Origin of the sequence: Litorimonas haliclonae (assembly GCF_965138505.1) — a bacterium.
Classification (GTDB): Bacteria; Pseudomonadota; Alphaproteobacteria; order Caulobacterales; family Maricaulaceae; genus Litorimonas; species Litorimonas haliclonae.
Map to the genome: position 1 here is coordinate 227,004 of NZ_CBCSCO010000001.1, position 21,758 is coordinate 248,761.

Genomic DNA, 21,758 nt, shown 5'->3' on the forward strand with positions numbered 1-21,758 from the left:
CAAAAGCTCCCGCAAGGGAGCTTTTTTATGGGAGAGAGCCCCCCTAAAATGCTCCTCGATTAGAATCTATATCGTATAGAGGCTCTCACTTGTCTCGGCTCAACTGGATGGAAGTGAATATCTTCGATTGGGGATGCCTCCGATGAAAGTTGCGATTCAAACAAATAACTGATGTCGGAGTCTTCCGCGTCAAAAGCGTTCAACAGTTCCAGACCAAAAGTGATATTTTGAATGTCATAATGAGCTGAGAGGTTCACGAGGGTCGTCGGCTCGGAGCGAACGCTATTATCTTCGATGAGCGGCGCAGATCCGAAATGACGTAATCTTGCGTTTACAGCCAGCCTGTCGAATTTCATAAGAGCCCCGCCCGATAACACGCTCTCAACGGCTCCGGGAATTTTATCATCCGGCCCGACACCGACAAAATTGGCGTCCGTATAAGCGCCGCCCAAATCCAAAACGAGCCAATCGGTAGGGAGCCAGAACAGGCTTCCTTCTACGCCAAGCCGCTCCGATGCATCATTTGCCTCTGTCGTTCCGGCGTCGCCGACAAAAACCAATTCGGAATCCAGCTCCAAGTAAAAAGCCGCGAGGCTTGCCCGGAACGGCCCTTTTTCAAACCGCAAACCAACTTCCTGACCTTCAGATTTCACCAAAAGCGGAACCTGTTCCACATCTTCTAAACTTACAGGGTCGACCGAGATTGTCGTTCCCCTGACGTCATTAGAATGAAAGCCTTGCCCATAATTTGCGTAAAGCTCCAGTTCCGGCCTGACCTGCCACGCGAGGCCCAAACTCGGAGAGACCAATGTGTCATCGCTCTCTCCGCTATTTTGCGGCAATGATACCGCGTCCACATCCGCCTCAAAATAATCGCCGCGCAGCCCTCCATTCACCCGAAAAGTCTCTGTCAGAGAATATTCAAGCTCGCCCCAGAGGGCCCCGCTTCTCTCTGTGACATCGTCGCGCCGGACGGTCGATAAACGGTTCCGATCTGCTGTGTTGAAAAGACCGACATCATTGATGTTGTCCTGCCTGAATTCGACACCTGTTCTGAAGTCCAGCTTGGACGCCAAATTCCGAGAATGTTTCACCGACCCGCCAAAATATTGCCGACTGTCCAATTGCTCAAATTCATCGCCGTTCACGGGATCGTTTAAGAAATATGTAAAGTTAGAAAAGAGCGATAAATCATAATCTACGAAGTAAAGGTTTATGTCCGTCTCGGAGCCATCATTTTCATAAATGCTTGTCTGAAAAGCCAAGGAGGCGCGTTGAGTGTCTCCGCCGAGGTCATCATCAATAAACCCGAACCGATCAATCATATTGCTTTCAACCGCTCGGAGAGGAACTTGGTCAGTCGCCGTCCACTCGCTCTCGTAATATGTTGCGGTCAGCTCTGAACGACTTTTGCTGCCGATATGGATGAGCTTGGCCAGACCATTAAATTTTTCAAGGTCCTGATCCAATACCCAAGGCCCGTCATAGCTTTGAAATTCACCGCCCAATAAGAGGGAGGTCGTATCTGACAGTTTCTGACTAACCCCGACAACACCGCGAAAGTAATCAAACTCACCGCCTGTAAGCTCGATAAAATTCTCATCCAACTCGTCTCGTGTTTGATAACGCGCTGATCCGGCGGAGGAGAAGTCCCCGTCTTGAGCAGAATAAGGCCCTTTTCGGTAATCGACACGTTCTACTAATTCGGGAATCACAAAGTTCAAATCCAGATAACCTTGTCCATGACCGTGCGTTCTCAAGTTCACGGGGACGCCGTCCACACTGGCAGAGAAGTCCGTGCCGTGGTCCAAATTGAACCCTCTGAGGAAATATTGATTGGCCTTCCCTTCTCCGGAATGCTGCGTTGCCACAGCCCCGGGAATGACTTCGACCAATTCCCCGGAACGGCTGAGCGGGCGGTCCTCAAAATCGGAATAGCCGACTGTGCCTTCCGAAGCTGTTTTCGCCTCACCGATTTTATCGAGCGCCCGGCCGTAAACAATAATTTCATCTGCCGACTGGCCTAATGGTTCATGGGCCGCCGCCAGTTGGGGCTGCAATGCCAGAGCAAGGTAGCAGGCCGTAGAGCCGAGCATGACGGATTGGCAGGAAAAACGAAGGAAATTTGGGAAGGACATAATTCTCTTTGAAAAACTGAAGGTCTATTAGAACTCAAATGGAATAACTTAGATACGTAAAGGAATGAGTTGTAGTTGCCTTATATTATCATTTTTTGTTTGTCAGTTCGGTTCCTAGTTTTTCGTAAACGTCTTAATGTCACACTGGCGCAGACGAAATATGCCCAGTGTTGGGCCTTAAAACTGTCTGCTCCAAATAAGAATGACATTTTACGCCGAACCGACAAGATACTTTACGGGGCAACCCAAGAGTTGGGTCGGTATGACGAGTTGAGAGCTTCGTTCTCTTTTCCTGTCATTCTGCACAAGCCCGAAGGGCGCCGATGCGGAAGGTCGAGAGTGCTTTAAAATGGTAAATTGCTCACGGCTTTCGTCCTACTGCCCATCTTGGGGTCAGCTTTAACTTTCAACGCCCATCCCAACGCAGGTTGGGTTGGTGGGCGGCAACCTGCCACAAAAAAAGGTGGACAGCCCGCAGAGCGTGACGCCTTATCGGAGCAACCGAAAAAGACGTCAAAAAGTTATTTTCACAAAGCGTCACGCTCTGCAGCAGCGATTTTATACCCGAGCGGCCTCTTGTTTCTCCGACAGTCGCGCTCACCGGGTTTATCTCAGCCCGACACTGCACGGTACGGCAGGCTCACACTCGTAGCAGGCCCGGCACAGTCGGATGTGTCACAACACGATGCTCAACCTCGCTGTCTCCTGAACCAGAACCTGACGCGTTCCTGTCCGTGTTCAAAAGAACATCTTAAACATACGGGCAAAATGCAAAGTGAGGATCTTTCTCTTGACCTTTATAATAGACGATTGAAACGGTTGGGTTTTTTAAAACGATAAACACGGATTAAGTTTCAAAAACTGAATCTGCATCCCTATTTTTCGAGAGTTGATAATAGACTGAGAACTCTCACGAGGTAGTTTTAAAAATTCAATACGGCAAAAAAGTTTTGATGACGAATTTTGAGCTAAATCCCCAATGCGGACATTTAAGTACTGCAAATATTACCTCTGGACTAAGCAGTCATCTACACCATTTCCGAGGGAAGTTGACTGGATTGGCTCCACTGTTTCGGGGACTGTCCGTAGAGCCGTTTGAATTCACGGCTGAATTGAGAAGAACTTAGACAGCCGACACCCATGGCCGCTTCGTTGACCTGCATTCCATTGGCTATATTCATCGCAGCGTCGTTCAATCGCATAGACTTCATGAATTGAATAGGAGACATCGTCGTGGCTTGCTTGAACTTACGGTGAAAGACCGCTCGGCTCATACCAACCCTTGCCGCTAAATCCTCTATGGTGACGGCTTGGTCTAGCTTGGAAGATAGATACTCAATTGATCGGGCAATCTCATTACCCACTCCATAAGCACGACGTATCGAATGCCCCGCACCCCCTGTAAGTATTGCATAATAAAGTTCGCGAAGCCGCCCTTCCCCTAAGACCATCGTATCTTCCGGGCTTTCCAACAATTGAAGTAAGCGCAAGAGGGCCTCGGTAAATGCGCCGTCCCATGGGGCGAGCGCGATGCCTTGCGGCACCGGGCCGCCACTCGGCTTTCTGATTACGTTTCCGGCACTTTCTATGCCAATGACCAGTTCGGTCATCACTTTTGTGCTCAGAGAGATATATACACCTAGCAGAGGGTTGTCTTTTGACGCCTTTGGTGTCCCTGCCTCCACCGGCATCGACATTGAGCAGCACATATATTTACTGCTGTCATATTCGTACCTTTCTCCATCCAGAATCGCTTCTTTGACCCCGGTTACAATCGCAATGACGGAAGGCTCATAAACGGCCGGAGCGCAACGCACAGGGTCGGTCACTCGAAAAAGTCGCACGCCGCTCACCCCTGTGTCGAACATGCCATCCTCTGGAACACAGGTCTCTATCAGCTGTTTTATTTGTTCTTGTCTCATATTGAAGCCTTAACGGCTCAAAAGCCGCCTCACAACTATTGTGATACAATTAGGCAAGTATTAGCGAGCATTTCACCTACTTATGCCAAATTTCGATCATTATATGTTACCGTGATGCAGCAACTGATTTGTCTGCAAACGAAACATCAGTACGATGACGAGGATGACATGACAGACAGAAATTTTGGACCGCAAGGCTGGACCCCGGCTCGCTTGGGCTCTCTGGCAGGCAAGACCTATCTTATCACCGGCGCGAACTCTGGCGCGGGGTTTGAGGCTGCACGCGCGCTACTGAACAAAGACGCCGAGGTGGTCATGCTCAACCGGTCGGTAGAGAAATCACAAGCTGCTATTACAAAGCTGAAGAAAGAATTTGGCAACAAAACCGAGGTGAGTTTTATACGCATGGATCTGGCTTCATTAGCGAGTGTTCGCGAAGCGGCTGATGAGGTCATGAAGACGGTTCCGCGCATAGACGCTCTCATCTGCAATGCCGCTATTGCTCAGGTGCCGAAACAAAGGCTGACTGTCGACGGCTTTGAGAGTATGCTTGGTACCAACCACTACGGCCACTTTCTTCTAAGCGGCTTGCTTTTTGAGCGAATTGAAAAATCTAAGGGCCGTATCGTGGTTGTCGCAAGTCTGGGGTATAAGATGGGCCTCAAAACCATCCAGTTCGACGACATGAACTGGGACAATAACTACCACCAGAACAGTACCTACTCGCAGAGCAAACTGGCGCAGATGATGTTTGCCTACGAATTGCAGGACAAGCTGGCGGCCGCGGGCAAGATAGACGTCAAGGTTTACGTCTGCCACCCAGGCTCGTCGGCCACGTCGCTGATCACCACCAGCGGCAACCTGATCTCGCGGATACTGTTCCGTCTGATGGTCATGACGCCTTTGGTGCAATCCGCCGAGAAGGGCTCCTGGCCAGAGGTGATGTGCGCGACAGAAAAGGGCCTGGAACAGCGCGCGCTCTACGGCCCCACGGGCCGCCTGGAGGTCGTTGGCCCCGTCGACAAGGGCACGTTGCACCCCCACGCCTATGACAAACCGGTCATGGAACGGCTTTGGGACGTGTCGGAAAAGGCAACCGGTTTCCAGTGGAACATTTAGCAAATCAGGAGAAAGTCATGAAGAATTTCAAAGATAAAGTCGTCGTCATTACAGGTGGAGCAACCGGTATTGGCAAGGCAATGGCCAACAGGTTTGGTGCCGAAAGCGCGAAAGTGATCATCGCTGCCCGGCGCGAAGCCAGGCTTCGGGAGGCGGTAAAGGATCTCAGGGATAAAGGCGTGGATGCACGTTACAAGGTTTGCGACGTATCAAATCTTGAAGACACCAAGGCCCTGGCAGATTTCGCATGGGCTGAGTTCGGACAAGTCGATGTTCTCGTCAACAATGCCGGTATCGCGGGGATCCCCGAGATGCTCTTGGATTCGTCCCGTGAGTCCTATCAGCGCGTGTTCGATGTCAATGTGTTCGGCCAGCTCAACGGTATCTGGGCCTTCGGCAATCGCATGATCGCGCAGGGCACGCCGGCGATGATCCTGAACGTCATTTCAGAGACGGGACTGTTTGTGGCGGGTCCGATGATGGGCGGCTACGCTGCGTCAAAATATGCAGGCCGCGCGATCAGTGAAGTTCTGAGGCTGGAAATGCCGAAGCATGTCCAGGTCGGTGCGATCTATCCGGGTGGCGTTCAATCGGAACTGGGTGGCAGCAAGGAGATGACCCAGATCGGGATGCCTGCCGACGAGTTCATCGACATCATCTGGCCGCAGATCGAGAACGGCGAGTTCCACATCGTTTCGCACCCGTGGGCCAAGGACTATGTCGTCGAAGACACCGCCGAGCTTACGCAGGCATTCGACCGCTACGCCCCCCACTTCGACGGCGACCGTAAATACGACTCGAAGTGGCTTGCCAAGCAGATGGTCGGCTGACGGGCCGACAACCGGGGGGCACCTCCAGGCGCGCGCCTGTCTCCAAAGAGACTCCCGCCAAGATCGATTGTCTACCACTCACTGCTGAAAGCAGCTTTTCCCTACCGAGAAAGGCTTATAGTCTAAGGTCCGCAATGCCCCCAAAGTAGACATGCTACCCTATGTGAGTGTTTCCAGAACGATACGATAGCTCCCACCTCTCACTTGACTATCCCCCCAACTTCCCGTAAACGCCGCGCAATTCTGCGCAGATTTACTCCTGCGCTCCGCGCTGTGCATGATGCAGACGGGGTCCCGTGGTCGACGTGTTACGTTCACCGCGGCTCTTCTGCTTTGGGCCAACGAGATTGAGGTAAAGATTTGTTTGAGACGCTTGGTGATAAGCTCGGAAACGTATTTGACAATTTGACAGGCCGCGGGGCTTTGTCGGAAAAAGACGTTAATACCGCCATGCGCGAGATTCGCGTCGCGCTTCTCGAAGCCGATGTCGCCCTGCCCGTGGTTAAGGATTTTGTCGAAAAAGTCCGCCGCGAAGCCGTGGGCGAGAAAGTTATCAAATCCATCAAACCCGGCCAGATGGTCGTCAAGATCGTTAATGACGCGCTTATCGACATGCTCGGCGGGACGCTGTCCGATGAAGACGCGGACAAAGAAGAAGCCGCCAAGGCGAACCTCTTAAACCTTCAGGCGCGCCCGCCCATTGCCATTTTGATGGCCGGCCTCCAGGGCTCCGGTAAGACAACGACCTCTGGTAAGCTAGCGCTTTACCTGCGCAAGTCTCTCAAGAAAAAAGTTCTCCTCGCCTCGCTCGATACGAATCGTCCGGCGGCTATGGAGCAGCTTGGCATGCTTGCCAAACAGGCGGATGTCGGCTTCCTTCCTATCGTTCAAGGCCAAAGCGCGCTCGACATTGCCAAGCGGGCCATGAAAGAAGGCGCCAAGGGCGGTTATGACGTTGTCTTCCTCGATACGGCGGGCCGGACGACCATTAATGACGAATTGATGGACGAGGTCGAGGCCATTGCGAAAGAAACCAAGCCGACCGAAACCCTTTTGGTGGCCGACAGCCTGACCGGACAAGACGCCGTCGAAACAGCTAAACGCTTTAACGAACGCCTGCCCCTTACCGGACTTGTCCTCACCCGGATTGACGGCGACGGACGCGGCGGCGCGGCCCTGTCCATGCGGGCGGTTACAGGCCTTCCGATTAAATTCCTCGGCACAGGCGAGAAGCTCGACGGTTTGGAAGCGTTTGACGCGGAACGTCTCGCGGGCCGTATTCTGGGGCAAGGCGATATTGTCTCCCTCGTTGAAAAAGCGTCTGAGTTTATCAACGAAAAGGAAGCCGCGGCCTCTGCCGAGAAAATGCGTAAGGGTCAATTTGACCTCGATGATCTGGCTAAACAGCTCGGCCAGATGCAAAAAATGGGCGGCATGGGCGGCCTGATGAAAATGCTGCCCGGTATGGGCAAAATGAAAAAGCAGCTCGACGCCGCAGGCGGGGTGGATGACCAGCTGCTCAAACAGCAGCAAGCCATAATCTATTCCATGACAATGGAAGAGCGCCGAAATCCCGGATTGATGAAGGCCTCTCGTAAAAAGCGTATCGCGGCCGGGTCAGGCATGAGCGTGCAGGAAGTCAACAAGCTACTTAAAATGCACCGCCAGATGTCCGATATGATGAAAAAGATGGGCAAAGGCGGCATGGCCGGATTGATGCAGCAAATGGGCGGAATGCCCGGCATGCCGAAAATGCCCGGTGGGATGATGCCCGGCTCTAAAGGCGGAATGGGCGGCATGCCCGACCCGTCCAAAATGGATCCAGAACAGCTTGAAGAACTCAAGAAACAACTCCCCGGCGGGCTTGGCAAATTGCCCGGTCTTGGTGGCGGCTCCAAGCTTCCAGGCTTGGGCGGCGGCCTGCCCGGTCTCGGCGGGGGCGGAAATCCCTTTGGGAAGAAAAAGTAACACTAGAATTTCAAACGATTGCTAGATTAAAAAGGAAAACATCATGGCTCTCAAACTTCGTCTGGCCCGTCACGGCGCCAAAAAACGTCCTTATTATCGTATCGTGGCGGCGGATTCCCGCTCTCCGCGCGATGGCCGCTTCATCGAAATTGTAGGACGTTATAACCCAATGCTTCCGAAAGATTCCGAAGACCGCGTCCAGCTTGACGTTGAAAAATGTAAAGCCTGGCTCGAAAAAGGCGCCCGCCCGACAGAGCGCGTGGCTCGTTTCCTCGGCGCGGCGGGTCTCTGGGACTGGAAACACGGCAACAACCCGCAAAAAGGGAAGCCGGGTCAAAAAGCTGTAGAGCGCGAAGAAGAGCGCGCTGAAAAAGCCGAAGCTCGCAAAGCGGCTGAAGCCGAAGCCAAAGAAGCCGCAGCAGAAGCGAAAAAGGCCGCTGAAGAAGCCGCAAAAGCGGAAGCTGAAGCACCCAAAGAAGAAGCCCCTGCGGAAGACGCTGCGCCGGCTGAAGAAGCGGCAACAGAAGAAGAAAAGAAATCAGAAGAGTAGTCTTCGCTTCATTTCGAATTTGAAAAGCCCGGTCATTTGGCCGGGCTTTTTATTTGAGGTTCACACGTTGAAACATGGAATTATCTAACGTCGATTGCTCGAACATTAGTCACGCAAAAGGACAATATCCAAGTAAAGATCTTGAGAATCCTTAAAAACGGTTTCAATTTCAAACGGCGTATCTGCGATAATTTTGCGAATAATCGGGAGGTCGTATTTTCGGGAAATTTCGACTTTAATTTTCTCGCCTTTGGTAAAGTTAAATGTGCGGTCTAACGCTCCGATTATTATGTCTTGGTCGACCAGGCTTTCCAGATAGCTGATCGCAATCCCGTTCTCTTCGTCATATTCCGGGGCGTGCCGAAATTGCTCCAATTTAAACTCACCGCCCAAATCCCGGTTGATGCGCGTCAGAAGATTCAGATTGAAAGCCGCTGTCACGCCTTTGGAATCATTATAGGCCGGCAGCACAATATCCGCCGATTTTTTCTTATCTACGCCCAGAACAAGTCGATCCCCGGGCGTCAGGCGGCGGGAGAGCTTTTCCATGAAGGCTTTGGATTTTTCATCCGTCAGATTTCCGAGATTTGATCCCAGATAGAGTATGACTCTCGGCTGTGCGGTTTCCTGCAGCCCCTTCAGACGTTTGAAATAATCCCCTTGTTCTATCCTAATTTTCAGATCAGGAAGCTCTTTCTTCAGAAAGTTTTTCAAATGCTCCAAGACATTCGCCGAAATGTCGACGGGAACATAAGTGAAATCATATCCATCGGAGAGAAGTTTTTTTAAAAGGTGAAACGTCTTCTGGCCATCCCCTGCCCCGAGTTCAACTAATTCGAAAGGCTTTTCCGGTCTCTGGCCAAGGGCTTTGATCAAAGAGTCCGTCTGCTCTCTGAATATCTCCATTTCGGCCCGGGTCAGGTAATATTCCGGCAAGTCCATAATCTGGATAAAGAGGTCATCTCCCGCCGCGTCGTAAAAATACTTGGAGGGCAAGGTTTTCGGTGTGGCCGATAAGCCTTCGGCTACATCATTCGCAAAATCATCAGACATCTATTTCGCTAACCTCAAGCCAGAGAACTGCCACCGTTTATCCGGGTGGAAAAAGTTTCGATAACTTGCTCGAATATGCCGATCCGGCGTGAGGCAAGACCCGCCCTTTAACACCATAACATTGCTCATAAATTTTCCATTATATTCACCAATCGTGCCCTCGGACGGCGTGAATCCCGGATAGGGGGTAAACGGACTGGCTGTCCATTCCCATACATCGCCGAAAAGCCCGCTTAACTGCCCGCCAGCGGTGATTTGCGGCTGTGGTCGTAATCGCTCCGAGCCTAAAAAGTTTCCTTCCAGCGCATAATCTTTCGCCGCAAATTCCCATTCAGCTTCTGTGGGCAGGCGAGCTCCAACCCAAGTGGCATACGCGTCGGCTTCGTAATAGCTTATATTTTGCACGGGGGCATCGGGATCAATCGGTTGCGGCCCGCGCAAGGTCATGCTCCACCACTCCCCGTCATTCTGATACCAATAGAGCGGCGCCTCCCAATTTTCGCGTTCGCACACGGCAAACCCATCAGACAACCAAGGAGCGGGGTCTTGATAGCCCTTTGCTTCCATAAAGGTCATCCACTCAGCATTGTTCACGGTTCGATTTGCCAGCTCAAAGGGGCGCACAATCACTTGATGACGCGGCGCTTCGCAATCAAAGTGAAACCCGTCTCCGTCATGGCCAATTTCTTCAATGCCGCCGTCAAACGTCGTCCATCCAATCTCCGTCGTGTCTCTGTCATAAGACACTGGCCGCGTGGGGCGGTAATTGGGGCGAAGCGGATTTAGTGAAAACAAGTGTAGGATATCGGTAAGCGCCAATTCCTGATGCTGTTCTTCATGAGCTCTGCCGAGCTCGAGCAGTTCAAGACAACGAGGATTTCCGCTCAAGATGAGCGACTTCATATGTGACGTGACATGACGGCGATATTCTAAAACCTTCTCCAACGCAGGACGGGTAAGCATGCCGCGGCGATCTCTTGCATGGCGCTCCCCTACCCCGTCATAATAGGAGTTAAATAGATAGGAGAAATTTGTATCGAAACGTGCGTCTTCACCGCATTCCGGGGCAATAATAAATTCTTCGTAGAACCAGCTTGTGTGCGCCAAATGCCATTTCATCGGACTTGCATCCGGCATGGATTGTACGGTGGCGTCCGCATCGCTTAAGTTTTCTGCCAAACTTTCGGTAAGCGATCGGACTTTTTCAAAACTTTCCCACTTTGACTCGAGTTGGTCAGCGCCAATTTTGTCCAAGCTTGGGGAAGCAGTCATAATCAGTCCTTCTTAGCAGAGCTATTTTACGAACACATGAACAAGCGAGATGGTTCCTTTGTCGTCCCGCAGCCATTCGGAACCATATTCAGTATTGGGTCTTTACTCTTACATAACCCCTCGCTGGAGACGCATCCATGAGTAACTTTCCCAAATTGCCTGATTTAAAAGCCGTTATTTTTAATACGTCTCTTAAACTCAAACCAGGGCAATCCCATACGCAAATACTTTTAGACGCGATTTCCAATCTGATGGAAAAAGCAGAAGTCGATGTCACGACCGTTCACCTGGTCAATCATATCGTTCCGCCTGGGATTTATCCGGACATGACTGAACACGGTTATGACAAGGACGAATGGCCTGAGATTTGGAAAACCGTCAAAGAGGCAGATATCCTGATTATCGGCACCCCTCTTTGGCTTGGGGAAGAAAGTTCGGTCTGCCGAATCCTTATCGAGCGGCTCTACGCGATGAGCGGTGAATTAAACGATGACGGACAAAGTATTTTCTATGGGAAAACAGGCGGCGCGGTCATTACGGGGAATGAAGACGGCGTCAAACACACGGCTATGAGCCTCCTGTTCGCTTTGCAGCATCTGGGCTATACGATCCCGCCGCAAGCCGATTGTGGCTGGATTGGAGAAATAGGCCCCGGACCATCATTCGGAGATCAGCAAGAAAATGGGCCAGTTGGATTCGACAGCGAGTTCACCCAAAGAAACACGACGATAATGACTTGGAATTTAATGCAACTGGCTCACCTTCTCAAATCTAATGGGGGCTTTCCCAAATATGGAAATGACCGAAATGCATGGGGAAACGGCGAAAGATTTGGGTTTGAACTGCCAGACCGTTCGATTGACTAATCCCGCGCAGTTCAGAGATTTAATTTACGTCCAGCATCATTTTTAACAAGCTCACCTGCTTTTTAAATGCGTCGGAGCCCGGCGCAATGAGTTCCACATGGCCTTCACCCGGTATGATAAACGCTTTGGCTTTATCGCCTGCCTGTTCGGCTATGACCGTAAAGTCATCCCCCAAAGCGGGCGGCGCAATGCGGTCTCTTTCGCCGTTGACGCTGTAGAGTGTAACGCCCGTCGGCAGGAGGCGATCGCTCGATGTATCGGAGAGCGGGTCAGGCCGGTTTTCTGACGCTGGGCCTATTAAGCTATCTTTGATATCGGCGAGGCAAGACTTCAGCGTGAGCGGCTCGGACGCTTGTAAATCTGCCAGACCTCCAGAGTTTACGACGCCCACCATCGGCAAAGGTGTTCCGCCCGCTAGAGCGCTTGTATCAGGAAGATTTTTCCGTCCTGCCAGCCACGTTACGAGATGCCCTCCGGCGGAATGCCCAAACCCGGCCACACGGTTGAGGTCAAGGTCAAATTGCTCGGCATAGTCCCGCATTGCGTCCGCCGCTTGGGCCACGTCTTGAAACGTACCGGGATATCCGCCGCCCATTTCATCAACGCCGCGATATTCAATATTCCAGACGGCAAGTCCCTCTTGGCGCATCGCTTCGGCGGCGTAATTCATCAGAGTGCGATCAGCGATGGATTTCTGCCAGCACCCGCCATGCACCATAAGAACGACCGGATGCGGCCCCGGACCATCCGGAAGCCAAACATCCACGATATCGGTTTCGCCGTTCCCGGTACGAACCGTTTTCGTTGGCTCTGCTTTCGGTCGGTCAGTCAGATCTGGCCAGCTCATCAGGGGGGCAGGCTCGTTCATAACAATCTCCTTTTCGGCCATTGAAGCTTCGGACATTTGGATTGGGGTCGTTTCGCACGCCGCCAGAGTAAGTGCGGTAAAACCAAGCAGGACAGGCAAGCTGCATTTAGTCATGACATCAGGTCTCATTTAAAGTGTGTGTGAAACTCTACTGGTCAATCCAAGGTATGTCATGCAAAACAATTTTATGAAAATTGCAACCACGAGAGATGAGGCTTTAGCCCTCGATGCCCAAGACCCTTTGGCCCATGCCAGAGCCCAATTTAAATTGCCGGACAATGTCACTTACCTTGTCGGGCATTCTCTCGGGCCGCCGCACAGCGCGGCACTAGAGAAACTGAATCATTGCGCGACAGACTCTTGGGCTAAAGGTCTTGTTGGGTCATGGAACAGTGCCGGATGGTTCGATCTCGCGGCAAAACTCGGCGGAAAACTTTCCGGCCTCATCGGGGCACACCCGGATGAGGTGATGGTAACGGATACGGTCTCCGTCAACCTCTTCAAACTTGCGGCTAGCGCCCTGCCCCTGACGCAAGGCAAGCGGCAGATTTGCGTCGACGCCGAAGAATTTCCAACGGATCAATATATTGCTGAGGCGTTTGCGGATTTGACAGGCGTGGCGTGTCGGCGCGTTAAGCCCGGCGAAGATTTCGACGCCCTGTCTGACGGCGGCATTTATATCAAAAGTGCCGTGAATTACCGCTCCGGCGAACGGGTCGATATGAAAGCCTATGAAGCAAAGGCGCGCGAGGCGGACGCCTTGCTCCTCTGGGACCTTAGCCATGCAACGGGCGTCATCAACCTTGATATGAAAGCCGCAGGCGCGAAACTCGCGACAGGCTGCACCTATAAATATCTGAATGGCGGCCCCGGTGCGCCGTCTTTTTTATACGCCGAAAAAAACCTGCTGCCGAAGTTACATACGCCCCTCCCCGGCTGGATGGGACACGCCGCCCCATTTGAATTTAATGGGCAATACGTCCCCAGAGAAGACGCCGCGCGGTTTGCCTCAGGCACACCTCCAATATTATCGCTCTCGGCTCTCGAGGGCGCTTTGGAGGCCTTTGACGACATTGATATGAAGGCCCTAGACGCCAAAGCTGGCGCGTTGGGTGATTTGTGTATCGCTCGCGCTGAGGAGATCGGGCTTAAAGTCATATCCCCTCGCGAAGCCTCCAAACGTGGGGGTCATGTCAGTTTGAAAGTCAAGAACGGCTACCCCGTCACGCGCGCGCTTCACGCACAAGGCTTTCAAAGCGATTTCCGAAGCCCTGACACGATACGGTTCGGTTTTTCACCTTTATATCTGCGCTATGTTGATGTCTGGGATTTGATGGAGGCCCTGAAAGAAATATTGGACACGAAAAGCTGGGACGCCCCAGAGTTTCATGCCCGTTCTAAAGTCACTTAAACCTCATCAAGCCAATTCTGAGGATTTATTCCTCTGAGAACTCATCGAAATGATCATTGTCTGTCTCTTCAATGACCGCGAGGATTTGTCGACCATTTGACTCCGGCGTTTGGGTCCAATCGTAAAAAATACTCCTAGGATATGGAGTCGGTATTGTGTCATCGAGCCAATCATAACTAACAAGCACGCCTTCATTCAAATGCGGCTCGACACTAACGCGAACCGGGCCGTTCGCGTGCGGCAAATCTAGTGCTGTATAAAGCTCCCCGGTTTCATAGTCTGTGGCCAATACTCGAATATGACGACCAATATGCTCAAACCCGGCCCATTGTTCGACGATGAAACGCCCAGACATGGCATCCGCATAGGGGTCTGGTTTGATATCCGTGACAAAGATGTCTGTTTCGCCCTCGTCGTAACCAACCGTCCAGCCATAGCTCGCCCCCTCCGGCCCTCGACCCTCCAGCTCTTCTTCGGAAATGGCGCGCGGGAACCAATCATCCCCAGCATATAATCTGCCTTCATAGGCCAAGGGCTCGCTAATGGAGGTTGAGCCGCCCCATTTCGTTTTCATTTTTATGGTGCAGACATTCTCTTCGCAGTCCACAACCGGGCGAAGGCTAATAGGCGCCGGATCGCGCGGTGTTGCCGAAATAGTGTCTCCTGAGGGAGCGGGTACAGGGTCGTAAAAAGCGCTTGAAGGCTCCATTTGCGCGGAAGCGGAAACACCAACGCCAAGCGATAGGGAACCGACCAATAACATCGTCTTGAATTTGTTTCCTTGCCTGTATTCATTTATCATTTCTTCTAACACCTTTCATAGTGAGACGCTTCCAAGTCTCTTTGGCTTAGCTCTAACTATATGGCGTAGAAAATCTGAATTTAAACTGAATAAAAAAGCCCGCATGAAGCGGGCTAAATTATTAGATATGTGAATCGGGTCTAGCTCTTATATTTCACGCTACAGCCATAAGGCGCAGATTCTGGCGTGGCGACGGGGCGTCCGGCGTCCAAATCCGCCAAGGCTGAGGCCACATAGTTTTCAGCTCCCTCAATTGTCGCGGGATTTGAAGAACGGTTATCATCGATTGCGCCTTGATAGACCAAAGTCTGATCCGGTGTGATAACATACATATGCGGTGTCGTTTTAGCGCTAAAGGCTTTGCCCATATCTCCTTCTGGGTCGAGTATAACGGCCGTAGGCGCCGCGTCCCATTCCGCCATCAATGCGTTTGCGCTTTCTCCGGTTTCATAGCCTTGCTTACCTGGGGCACTGGAAATGACAGTCAGCCAGACGGTGTCGCCGTCAGCAGTCGCTGATTTTTGCAATTCCTGCATGTTGTTGGAGTCATAATGTTTTTGCACATAAGGGCATCCCTTATTCGTCCACTCCAGAACAACGCGCTTACCTTCGAAATCGGACAGGTTATGCGTTTCGCCGTTGGAATCTGTGACGGTCATATCCGGCACCTGACTTCCGGTGGCCACTTCGGCCAAAGCAGTTGTAGAGAGAGTTAATGCTGCGACGCTGAGAGTTGCGGCAGCAAGTTTTGTCATAATACGCATGAAACTGTCCTCACATTTTGTTTTAAATCCGGCTCACTTATACTGAGAGTCAGGATGCTGAGCCACTTTTGGCTCTTTCAATGGCTTCTTTTACCACATCATATGTCAAAACTTGAGGCAAAACTTCTGCGCTCACGGAATTGTCACCGGATGGAAAGACCAAGTATAGAGGAACGCCGGCTCGGCCATAGCGTTCCAGTTCCTGCGCAATTTCATCGTTTTTATTGGTCCAATCCGCGACGAGAAACGCGGTGTCCGTATCGAGGAAAAGCTGCTTGGTTTTGTCTTTGTCCAAGACGAGGGTTTCGTTAACTTTGCAGGTCACGCACCAGGCCGCCGTGAAATCGACGAAGACCGGACGGCCCTCGCCCCGTAATTCTGCTACCCGCTCTGTAGACCAAGCCTCTTGTGTCAAATCTATCGTAGATGGTGTACCGGGCCGGATGGAAGCTATGACAAAGATAGCGATTACACCGATAAAAGTAGCAACACCCTTCACTAGCGTTTTAGGGCTTTTGAACGCCCAAACTGCTAGAGCGATAAGCAACATGGCGCTCAAGACCTTCAATAGACCCGCCGAACCGGCCTGAAGGCTCACGACCCAAACCAACCATATTGCGGCGGCGAACATAGGAAAAGCAAGTAGCTCCTTGAACCGCACCATCCAAGGACCGGGCTTGGGCAAAATCTTCAAAAGACGGGGTACATATGCAATCAAGAGAAACGGCAAGGCGAACCCGACGGCCAGTGCGAGGAAAACAGCGACTGTCACGGCAACGGGTTGAGCCACTGCATAGCCTACCGCCCCAGCCATGAAAGGCGCTGTACACGGCGTGGCCACGATGACGGCCAAGAGGCCCGTGAAAAACGATCCCCGAACGCCTCCCTTGGTGGTCAGGGCTGAGCCGGCATTTTGAAAAGACGTGCCAAATTCAAATACGCCCAGAAGATTGAGGCCAACCGTGAAAATTAAAAGCGCGAGACCGGCCACGACCAAAGGCGACTGCAATTGAAATCCCCAACCGATTTCGCTGCCTGCGGCTTTCAAGGCGATAAGAAGGACCGTTAGTACGAGAAAAGTCGCTATAACCCCAGCCGTATAGGCCCAAGCTTCGCGGCGGATAACGGCCCGCTCTCCATGCGCCGTTTTGGCAATACTCAACGCTTTCATCGATATGACCGGAAAAACGCAAGGCATGAGGTTCAGAATAAGCCCGCCGAGCAAAGCAGCGAAAATGGCGCCCAGTAGCGTAAAAGACGTCGCGCTAGCTGCCCCGGCGCCGGCAGCATTCTCGCCAAGCGCAACGTCCAGAGCGGCGCCAACCTCAACGGTTACTTCAGAGCCCGTCCGCGTTCCATTTTCCACATAGGACAGCACGCCGACAATTTCGTCCGGAAGCCCGTCGGTCCAGGCAAAATCAGAGGCCGCCCGAATTTCGACCCCCTCTTCGCCTATCGCAGCTCTCTGCGGCGCAGAGTGCTGAACGACGCCTTGGTCGAAAGGAAAGAAATAAGCGTCAGAGAAATCAGCCTCCGGCAGATCTTTTAATGTCAGAACAGCCTCTTCGCCTTCTAGTCTGATTGCCGCAGGGAACGAAGCGGGCTTTGGCGCCCTATTCAGCGCGTCCTGAATTAAGGGGTCCCAACGTGCGTCCTTCATGGTTTCGCCAATTGCAACGTCTATGGAGGCGCTTCCGTTCTCCGGAATGCAAATATCTGCACAAACCAGATAATAAAAATCGAGCGTCAGAGTTTGAATTGTTCTAGGCTCTGCTGCCTCCGGCACGGTCACTGAAACCGGAAAGAGCGGCGCTCCTTCAAATCCGTAATTGATAATCGGCCCTGTCGGCAGGGTCATGGGCAGCGGCCAGGTTATTTCCCCGGCTTCCCAGCCTTCCGGCAATTGCCAATCGAGCTGAACTGGTTCCCCGCTATCGCCGGGGTTGCGCCAATAGGTGTGCCAGCCTGTGTCCAATATCGTTCTAAGGGCGACCTCTATTGTTTCGCCAGGCGCAGCGCTGTCATTTGAGCTGACCAGAGAGGCAACAACTTTGCCTGTATCCACGGATTCACTTTCGGCCGCGTAGCTTGGAACGAGCGCAGCAAAGAACAAAAAGAGGCTAAGAAAAAAGACTTTCATATCGATTTCCTACTTTATATCCGCCGTTATTGAAACGGTATAAACCGCCAGATAACGCAGAGGTGAAGTGAGCTCAGCGGCGCAGACAAAGAAAAACCCGAATTGTTTCCAATCCGGGTTTCAATTTCGTGAGGCTGAGAAATTAAGCCGCTGATTTTGCCGCCTGACGACGCAATGTCATATTGACCAAACGCTGCCAGTTCCCAAGTGAAACGAGGTGAGCGTGAGCCACAGCCAGATAACCTTTGTCTGAGAACTCTTTTAGCTTTTCAGCAGGCAAGGCCTTCATTTTCTCTTCGCTGACGGCGAAGTAATCCGCGATTTTTTGAAGTGGCGCTTCGGAACCATCGGGATTATTTCCGCGGAAATTCATAACCTTGGATTCAAACAAATCGGCGGCTTTGAAGTCTTCGATCATTTTCGCGGTCGCCTGACGGTCGCGCTCATAATTTTGCAAGAACTGGAAAGCTTCCTTAGTGAACGCTGATGTGTCGTCCTTATCAAAGAAAGTCTCTTTAGGCGACTTGTCCGTTACGCATTCTGCTTCGGTGTCAACACAGACAATGAATCGATCATTGGCTTTGTCGCCAGCAAGAACGAAAGGATAGCGGCGGGCAAAAGCCGGCATGTAATAATCCTGGTTATACTGGCCTTCCTGTACGAAGAGGTTCTCTTCCTGACGGATGCCCATCACAGCCAGAGGAGCTTTTTCTTCGCCAGCAAAAATAATCGGCATGGAAGCTGCTGCAGACCCGAATTCAGGGGCAGTCATAGGCAGAAAATGCTGATCCGCCATAAATTCGAAGGGCCGGTCAACGGCTTTCACACCAAATTTGGAATGGTTTTCTTTGGTCAGGGGCTGCGGGTTCTTATAGAACATTACATTCCCGCTAATAGCAGGTGCCTGATTACCCGTATTTTGGGCGACTGGTTTCTTGGCCATGGTGGTCCTTCCCCTAATGGCAGTTTCATATTTTCCGGTGGTCAAAACGACACCGGCCCCACCCGTTCAAATTGGCGGAGCTTCAATCTGTGCAAGGCTTTAGACAATTTAAATGCCGCGTTCAATAATGGATTGATTCCTTTCACAGCGACGCAAAACAGTCTAAAGACCTTTGACTATGAACGAAGATGGCACAGCAAATACCCTAGAAGACCGACTAGAATCGGCCAGAGGAATTGTTCTGGACAAGGGTGAGAGATTTACGCCCCTTCGCGAGCACGTTCTGGAACTGATTATAACTGACGGCGGCGCGGTGAAGGCTTATGACCTTCTAGATCGCCTCAGCCCCGAACTTGGCTCCCCTAAACCGCCCACCGTCTATCGGGCGTTGGACTTTCTTTCTAAACATGGCCTGATCCATCGCGTCGAAGCTTTGAACGCCTTTATCGCCTGTGATCATAGCCATGAGGGCCATCTTGCCGAGTTTTTCATTTGCGAAAAGTGCCAATCTGTAGAGGAGCGGCACGCGCATGATCATGCCGACTGTAAACCTGACGGATTTAATATCCGCCGCAGTGTGGTTGAGCATTACGGCCAATGCGCGAAATGCGCTGCCTAACCTGAAATATGGCTTTTACTTTGACATGGGCGGGTGAGTGTTCCGCTTGGGAGTGTGATGAGCTTGGCCACCTCAATATGCGTCATTACGTTTACAAAACAGCACAGGCCAGAGCGGGGTTAATTATCCGGATGGGATTAACCGAAGCATTCAAAGCCGGAACGTCAAGTTCGATTCGCGTAAAAGACTTTCATATAAAATATCAGGGCGAAGCACGGCCCGGCGATCCTCTGAAAATCGAAAGTGCCGTGATTGCCCTCAATGAAGACACCGCACAGCTCTGTCACATTATGTATCACGCAAATGGGCGTATCGCGTCTACGGTTGTGGAAACGGTAGAGCATATTTACCTTCGTGAGAGACGAAAATTTGCGTGGCCGTCCCGCGTGCGCAATAATGTCGAGGCTTTTTCAGTCGATCTGCCAAGCCCGGCAAAACCGCGCAATATTGACCTAACCGATCCGCAAACCGGTATGAGCCTTTCTGAGTTGCATGCGGTTGGGTCTAAAACAGCTGGCGCGGGCGTCTTTGGCCCCGAAGAAACAGATAGTACGGGCAGCGTCACGCCGCAGGCCTTTTTTGGACGCACCACCTCCTCCATTGGGTGGTTCAATGATGGTTGGCCCGAAATCCATGACGCAGACTACCGCAAAGGCGGCGGGATGGCAGCTTTATTGGAGGCGCGTGCAGTCTTCCATGGCTGGCCCGAAGCGGGCGACGCCTATGTCTACGTGCCCGGCTTTTTGGGAGCGAATACGTATACGAGAACGATTTTGCATAACCTGTTAAGCCCGCTCACCGGGCAGAGCTATATGAGCATGGTCGCTGTCGGTTGTCTGTTTAACACCAATACTCGGAGCTTGGTCAAAACGACGCCGGAACAGGTGAAGCAAGTCAACAGAGCCATGATCGACGGCTTACACGCCTAAGCGGGCCGTCTCTATTGCCTGCCGTAGGGCCGCTTCGGCGAATTGCGGATTATTTAACGGAAACATGTGGTCAAACCCGTCTTGTCTTTGAACATTATTCTTTCCAACGATGGCTTTCATTCTCTCCCGCGAGAGAAGAGTGTTGGGAGCATCAATCGTCGCAAAAATAATTTGTGTGTTGTCTTTTGGAAGGCTCCGCGCCGCTTTGAAAAGATTGTGTCCATGCGCCGGGTAAATGGCTTGTTCCCATTTCGGATCACAGGCCAGACGCCACCCCTGCCCGTCTTGCCTTAATCCGCCGAGCACATAATCCATTAAAACTTCATCAGAAAATTTCTTGAAGATGCCTCGCTTGTGGTAACGTTCATAAGCCTGCTTGATTGAGTCAAACTCAGATCGCCGCCGCCCTGCCTTGGACGCAATTGCCAAGCGGTTTTGCATCATCTCGACCCAACCGGGGATGTGAAAGAAAGGCCTCATCCAAAACGGCATGATAGGGGAATCAAACCCGACAAAACCCTTCAGTTTTCCTTTAAGCGCGGGGGCGCACAACGCGCCGACAGAAGCGCCAAGGGAATGGCCAGCAATAACAACGTCTCCGTCGACGTAGCGGTCAATAAAATCCAGAACATCATCGCGGAATTGATAAAATGTCCTGAGCTTTTCGGGATTATACGGCAAGGTGGAAAAGCCATGACCGCGCAAGTCCAGAGAGACGCTATGGATTGGAAGATTCTCTAAAATCACACGATAGCTTCTGGCATTAAACCCGTTGGCGTGAAGCATGATGAGCCGGATGGGCTCTTCCGTCGGGCCGAAATGCACGGCAGATAAAACGCCGTCTTTCACCGCGTGGTCGCGGCGGTCAACTTTTGAAATAGGGGGCATCATTTTTCTGATCGCTGTTGGTATTCTGCGTAAACCTCATCCAAAGGGCGGAAGGTCAAATTGTCAGAATACCAAGCCCCTGTATCAAGGAAGTAACGATTACCAAGCCAGCGGGCCGAATCCAGCGGGGTATGACCGTGGACGGTAAAATCGACGCCTTTAACTTTTGTCTTTTTGCGATTTCGGAGAACGCGGCGTCCCCAAAGCATAGTAGTCCGGCTTTTTTCCTTATCCCGCGTCTTTCGCCAGGAGGTTCCGTCGGGTTCGGCGTGGCAAATACCGACGCGGTAAGCATCTGATTTAACCGTCAGAGAGACAGGTTGTTTGGCAAGTGTCTTCGCCCATTTCTTTTGGTCTTTACGAGGTATTTTGCCGAGCCACTTTCCATTATTCCGAGCCCAGTCTTTGAGACTTCCTGACTGAACCGCCTCGACCATCATTTCTTCATGATTGCCGAGCACCATGAAGAACCACTTTTTTTTCAAAAGATTCAGACATTTGAGACTGTCCGGGCCGCGATTGATTATATCGCCGACAGAAAATAGACGGTCGGACTTCTTATCAAAGCTGTGCGCTTTCATCTCGGCCTTCAGCAAATCATAGCGGCCATGAATGTCGCCCACGACAAAGTCTCGGCCCTTTTTATTTTTGGCGATCAGTTTGTGCATGAAGGATG

The 21,758-nt window shown here is 51.8% G+C and carries 19 protein-coding genes; 8 read left to right on the forward strand and 11 right to left on the reverse strand.

Translation table 11 applies throughout. The features are described 5' to 3' along the window. Positions 1–59 precede the first annotated feature (59 nt). Complete coding sequence (locus ACNA05_RS01030) at positions 60–2,138, reverse strand: TonB-dependent receptor (protein WP_415809508.1); 2,079 nt, start codon at positions 2,136–2,138, stop codon at positions 60–62. Positions 2,139–3,166: 1,028 nt separating this feature from the next. Then, entirely contained in the window at positions 3,167–4,060 is an 894-nt protein-coding gene (locus ACNA05_RS01035) for an AraC family transcriptional regulator (protein ID WP_415809509.1), read from the reverse strand. 168 nt (positions 4,061–4,228) lie between these two features. Here ACNA05_RS01035 and ACNA05_RS01040 point away from each other — a divergent pair, with 168 nt between their 5' ends. The 4 genes from ACNA05_RS01040 (at position 4,229) to rpsP (ending at position 8,527) form a co-directional block, all read left to right on the forward strand. Beyond that, positions 4,229–5,179, forward strand: a complete 951-nt coding sequence (locus ACNA05_RS01040) for an SDR family oxidoreductase (protein WP_415810100.1) — start codon at positions 4,229–4,231, stop codon at positions 5,177–5,179. Between the two features lie 17 nt (positions 5,180–5,196). Further along, a complete protein-coding gene (locus tag ACNA05_RS01045) occupies positions 5,197–6,009 on the forward strand; it encodes an SDR family NAD(P)-dependent oxidoreductase (RefSeq protein WP_415809510.1) in 813 nt (270 codons plus the stop codon). A 360-nt stretch (positions 6,010–6,369) separates the two neighbouring features. Then, positions 6,370–7,977, forward strand: a complete 1,608-nt coding sequence (ffh, locus tag ACNA05_RS01050) for a signal recognition particle protein (protein WP_415809511.1) — start codon at positions 6,370–6,372, stop codon at positions 7,975–7,977. A 43-nt stretch (positions 7,978–8,020) separates the two neighbouring features. Further along, positions 8,021–8,527 carry a 30S ribosomal protein S16 gene (gene rpsP / locus ACNA05_RS01055; RefSeq protein WP_415809512.1) on the forward strand — a complete coding sequence of 169 codons (507 nt, stop codon included), beginning with the start codon at positions 8,021–8,023 and terminating at the stop codon, positions 8,525–8,527. Between the two features lie 105 nt (positions 8,528–8,632). Here rpsP and egtD read toward each other — a convergent pair whose 3' ends face one another. Together egtD and egtB are read right to left on the reverse strand one after the other, a co-directional pair. Then, positions 8,633–9,580: an L-histidine N(alpha)-methyltransferase gene (gene egtD / locus ACNA05_RS01060; RefSeq protein WP_415809513.1), complete on the reverse strand. Its 948-nt coding sequence runs from the start codon at positions 9,578–9,580 to the stop codon at positions 8,633–8,635. After that, positions 9,581–10,852, reverse strand: coding sequence for an ergothioneine biosynthesis protein EgtB (gene egtB / locus ACNA05_RS01065; protein ID WP_415809514.1), 1,272 nt, complete (start codon positions 10,850–10,852; stop codon positions 9,581–9,583). 137 nt (positions 10,853–10,989) lie between these two features. Between egtB and ACNA05_RS01070 the strand changes: the two genes are divergently transcribed. Next, positions 10,990–11,718 carry a flavodoxin family protein gene (locus ACNA05_RS01070; protein WP_415809515.1) on the forward strand — a complete coding sequence of 243 codons (729 nt, stop codon included), beginning with the start codon at positions 10,990–10,992 and terminating at the stop codon, positions 11,716–11,718. A 19-nt stretch (positions 11,719–11,737) separates the two neighbouring features. On the opposite strand, the gene ACNA05_RS01075 is transcribed toward ACNA05_RS01070, so the two are convergent. Next, complete coding sequence (locus tag ACNA05_RS01075; RefSeq protein ID WP_415809516.1) at positions 11,738–12,700, reverse strand: alpha/beta hydrolase; 963 nt, start codon at positions 12,698–12,700, stop codon at positions 11,738–11,740. Between the two features lie 73 nt (positions 12,701–12,773). Between ACNA05_RS01075 and ACNA05_RS01080 the strand changes: the two genes are divergently transcribed. Beyond that, on the forward strand, positions 12,774–13,997 hold the full coding sequence (locus tag ACNA05_RS01080) for a kynureninase (RefSeq protein WP_415809517.1): 1,224 nt from the start codon (positions 12,774–12,776) through the stop codon (positions 13,995–13,997). Positions 13,998–14,022: 25 nt separating this feature from the next. Here ACNA05_RS01080 and ACNA05_RS01085 read toward each other — a convergent pair whose 3' ends face one another. The 4 genes from ACNA05_RS01085 to ACNA05_RS01100 all read right to left on the reverse strand — a co-directional run bounded on the left by ACNA05_RS01085 (position 14,023) and on the right by ACNA05_RS01100 (position 18,646). Continuing rightward, entirely contained in the window at positions 14,023–14,799 is a 777-nt protein-coding gene (locus tag ACNA05_RS01085; RefSeq protein WP_415809519.1) for a hypothetical protein, read from the reverse strand. 140 nt (positions 14,800–14,939) lie between these two features. After that, a complete protein-coding gene (locus tag ACNA05_RS01090; RefSeq protein ID WP_415809520.1) occupies positions 14,940–15,563 on the reverse strand; it encodes a thioredoxin family protein in 624 nt (207 codons plus the stop codon). Between the two features lie 49 nt (positions 15,564–15,612). After that, positions 15,613–17,703: a protein-disulfide reductase DsbD family protein gene (locus ACNA05_RS01095; protein WP_415809521.1), complete on the reverse strand. Its 2,091-nt coding sequence runs from the start codon at positions 17,701–17,703 to the stop codon at positions 15,613–15,615. 142 nt (positions 17,704–17,845) lie between these two features. Next, positions 17,846–18,646, reverse strand: a complete 801-nt coding sequence (locus ACNA05_RS01100; RefSeq protein ID WP_415809522.1) for a SapC family protein — start codon at positions 18,644–18,646, stop codon at positions 17,846–17,848. A gap of 178 nt (positions 18,647–18,824) precedes the next feature. Here ACNA05_RS01100 and ACNA05_RS01105 point away from each other — a divergent pair, with 178 nt between their 5' ends. Further along, on the forward strand, positions 18,825–19,265 hold the full coding sequence (locus ACNA05_RS01105) for a transcriptional repressor (RefSeq protein ID WP_415809523.1): 441 nt from the start codon (positions 18,825–18,827) through the stop codon (positions 19,263–19,265). An 8-nt stretch (positions 19,266–19,273) separates the two neighbouring features. Continuing rightward, entirely contained in the window at positions 19,274–20,194 is a 921-nt protein-coding gene (locus ACNA05_RS01110; RefSeq protein ID WP_415809524.1) for a thioesterase family protein, read from the forward strand. On the opposite strand, the gene ACNA05_RS01115 is transcribed toward ACNA05_RS01110, so the two are convergent. Both ACNA05_RS01115 and ACNA05_RS01120 read right to left on the reverse strand, forming a co-directional pair. Next, on the reverse strand, positions 20,183–21,085 hold the full coding sequence (locus ACNA05_RS01115; protein ID WP_415809525.1) for an alpha/beta fold hydrolase: 903 nt from the start codon (positions 21,083–21,085) through the stop codon (positions 20,183–20,185). The two genes, ACNA05_RS01110 and ACNA05_RS01115, sit on opposite strands and share 12 nt — an antisense overlap. After that, a complete protein-coding gene (locus tag ACNA05_RS01120) occupies positions 21,082–21,750 on the reverse strand; it encodes a metallophosphoesterase (RefSeq protein WP_415809526.1) in 669 nt (222 codons plus the stop codon). The genes ACNA05_RS01115 and ACNA05_RS01120 overlap by 4 nt, the downstream gene beginning before the upstream one ends. Between the last annotated feature and the right edge of the window lie 8 nt (positions 21,751–21,758).

Excerpts from the sequence above, each read along its gene's own strand:
- ACNA05_RS01030 (WP_415809508.1), bottom strand. The coding sequence starts at position 2,138 with ATGTCCTTCCCAAATTTCCTTCGTTTTTCCTGCCAATCCGTCATGCTC.
- ACNA05_RS01035 (WP_415809509.1), bottom strand. The coding sequence starts at position 4,060 with ATGAGACAAGAACAAATAAAACAGCTGATAGAGACCTGTGTTCCAGAG.
- ACNA05_RS01040 (WP_415810100.1), top strand. The coding sequence starts at position 4,229 with ATGACAGACAGAAATTTTGGACCGCAAGGCTGGACCCCGGCTCGCTTG.
- ACNA05_RS01045 (WP_415809510.1), top strand. The coding sequence starts at position 5,197 with ATGAAGAATTTCAAAGATAAAGTCGTCGTCATTACAGGTGGAGCAACC.
- rpsP (WP_415809512.1), top strand. The coding sequence starts at position 8,021 with ATGGCTCTCAAACTTCGTCTGGCCCGTCACGGCGCCAAAAAACGTCCT.
- egtD (WP_415809513.1), bottom strand. The coding sequence starts at position 9,580 with ATGTCTGATGATTTTGCGAATGATGTAGCCGAAGGCTTATCGGCCACA.
- egtB (WP_415809514.1), bottom strand. The coding sequence starts at position 10,852 with ATGACTGCTTCCCCAAGCTTGGACAAAATTGGCGCTGACCAACTCGAG.
- ACNA05_RS01070 (WP_415809515.1), top strand. The coding sequence starts at position 10,990 with ATGAGTAACTTTCCCAAATTGCCTGATTTAAAAGCCGTTATTTTTAAT.
- ACNA05_RS01075 (WP_415809516.1), bottom strand. The coding sequence starts at position 12,700 with ATGACTAAATGCAGCTTGCCTGTCCTGCTTGGTTTTACCGCACTTACT.
- ACNA05_RS01080 (WP_415809517.1), top strand. The coding sequence starts at position 12,774 with ATGAAAATTGCAACCACGAGAGATGAGGCTTTAGCCCTCGATGCCCAA.
- ACNA05_RS01085 (WP_415809519.1), bottom strand. The coding sequence starts at position 14,799 with ATGATAAATGAATACAGGCAAGGAAACAAATTCAAGACGATGTTATTG.
- ACNA05_RS01090 (WP_415809520.1), bottom strand. The coding sequence starts at position 15,563 with ATGCGTATTATGACAAAACTTGCTGCCGCAACTCTCAGCGTCGCAGCA.
- ACNA05_RS01095 (WP_415809521.1), bottom strand. The coding sequence starts at position 17,703 with ATGAAAGTCTTTTTTCTTAGCCTCTTTTTGTTCTTTGCTGCGCTCGTT.
- ACNA05_RS01100 (WP_415809522.1), bottom strand. The coding sequence starts at position 18,646 with ATGGCCAAGAAACCAGTCGCCCAAAATACGGGTAATCAGGCACCTGCT.
- ACNA05_RS01105 (WP_415809523.1), top strand. The coding sequence starts at position 18,825 with ATGAACGAAGATGGCACAGCAAATACCCTAGAAGACCGACTAGAATCG.
- ACNA05_RS01110 (WP_415809524.1), top strand. The coding sequence starts at position 19,274 with ATGGCTTTTACTTTGACATGGGCGGGTGAGTGTTCCGCTTGGGAGTGT.
- ACNA05_RS01115 (WP_415809525.1), bottom strand. The coding sequence starts at position 21,085 with ATGATGCCCCCTATTTCAAAAGTTGACCGCCGCGACCACGCGGTGAAA.
- ACNA05_RS01120 (WP_415809526.1), bottom strand. The coding sequence starts at position 21,750 with ATGCACAAACTGATCGCCAAAAATAAAAAGGGCCGAGACTTTGTCGTG.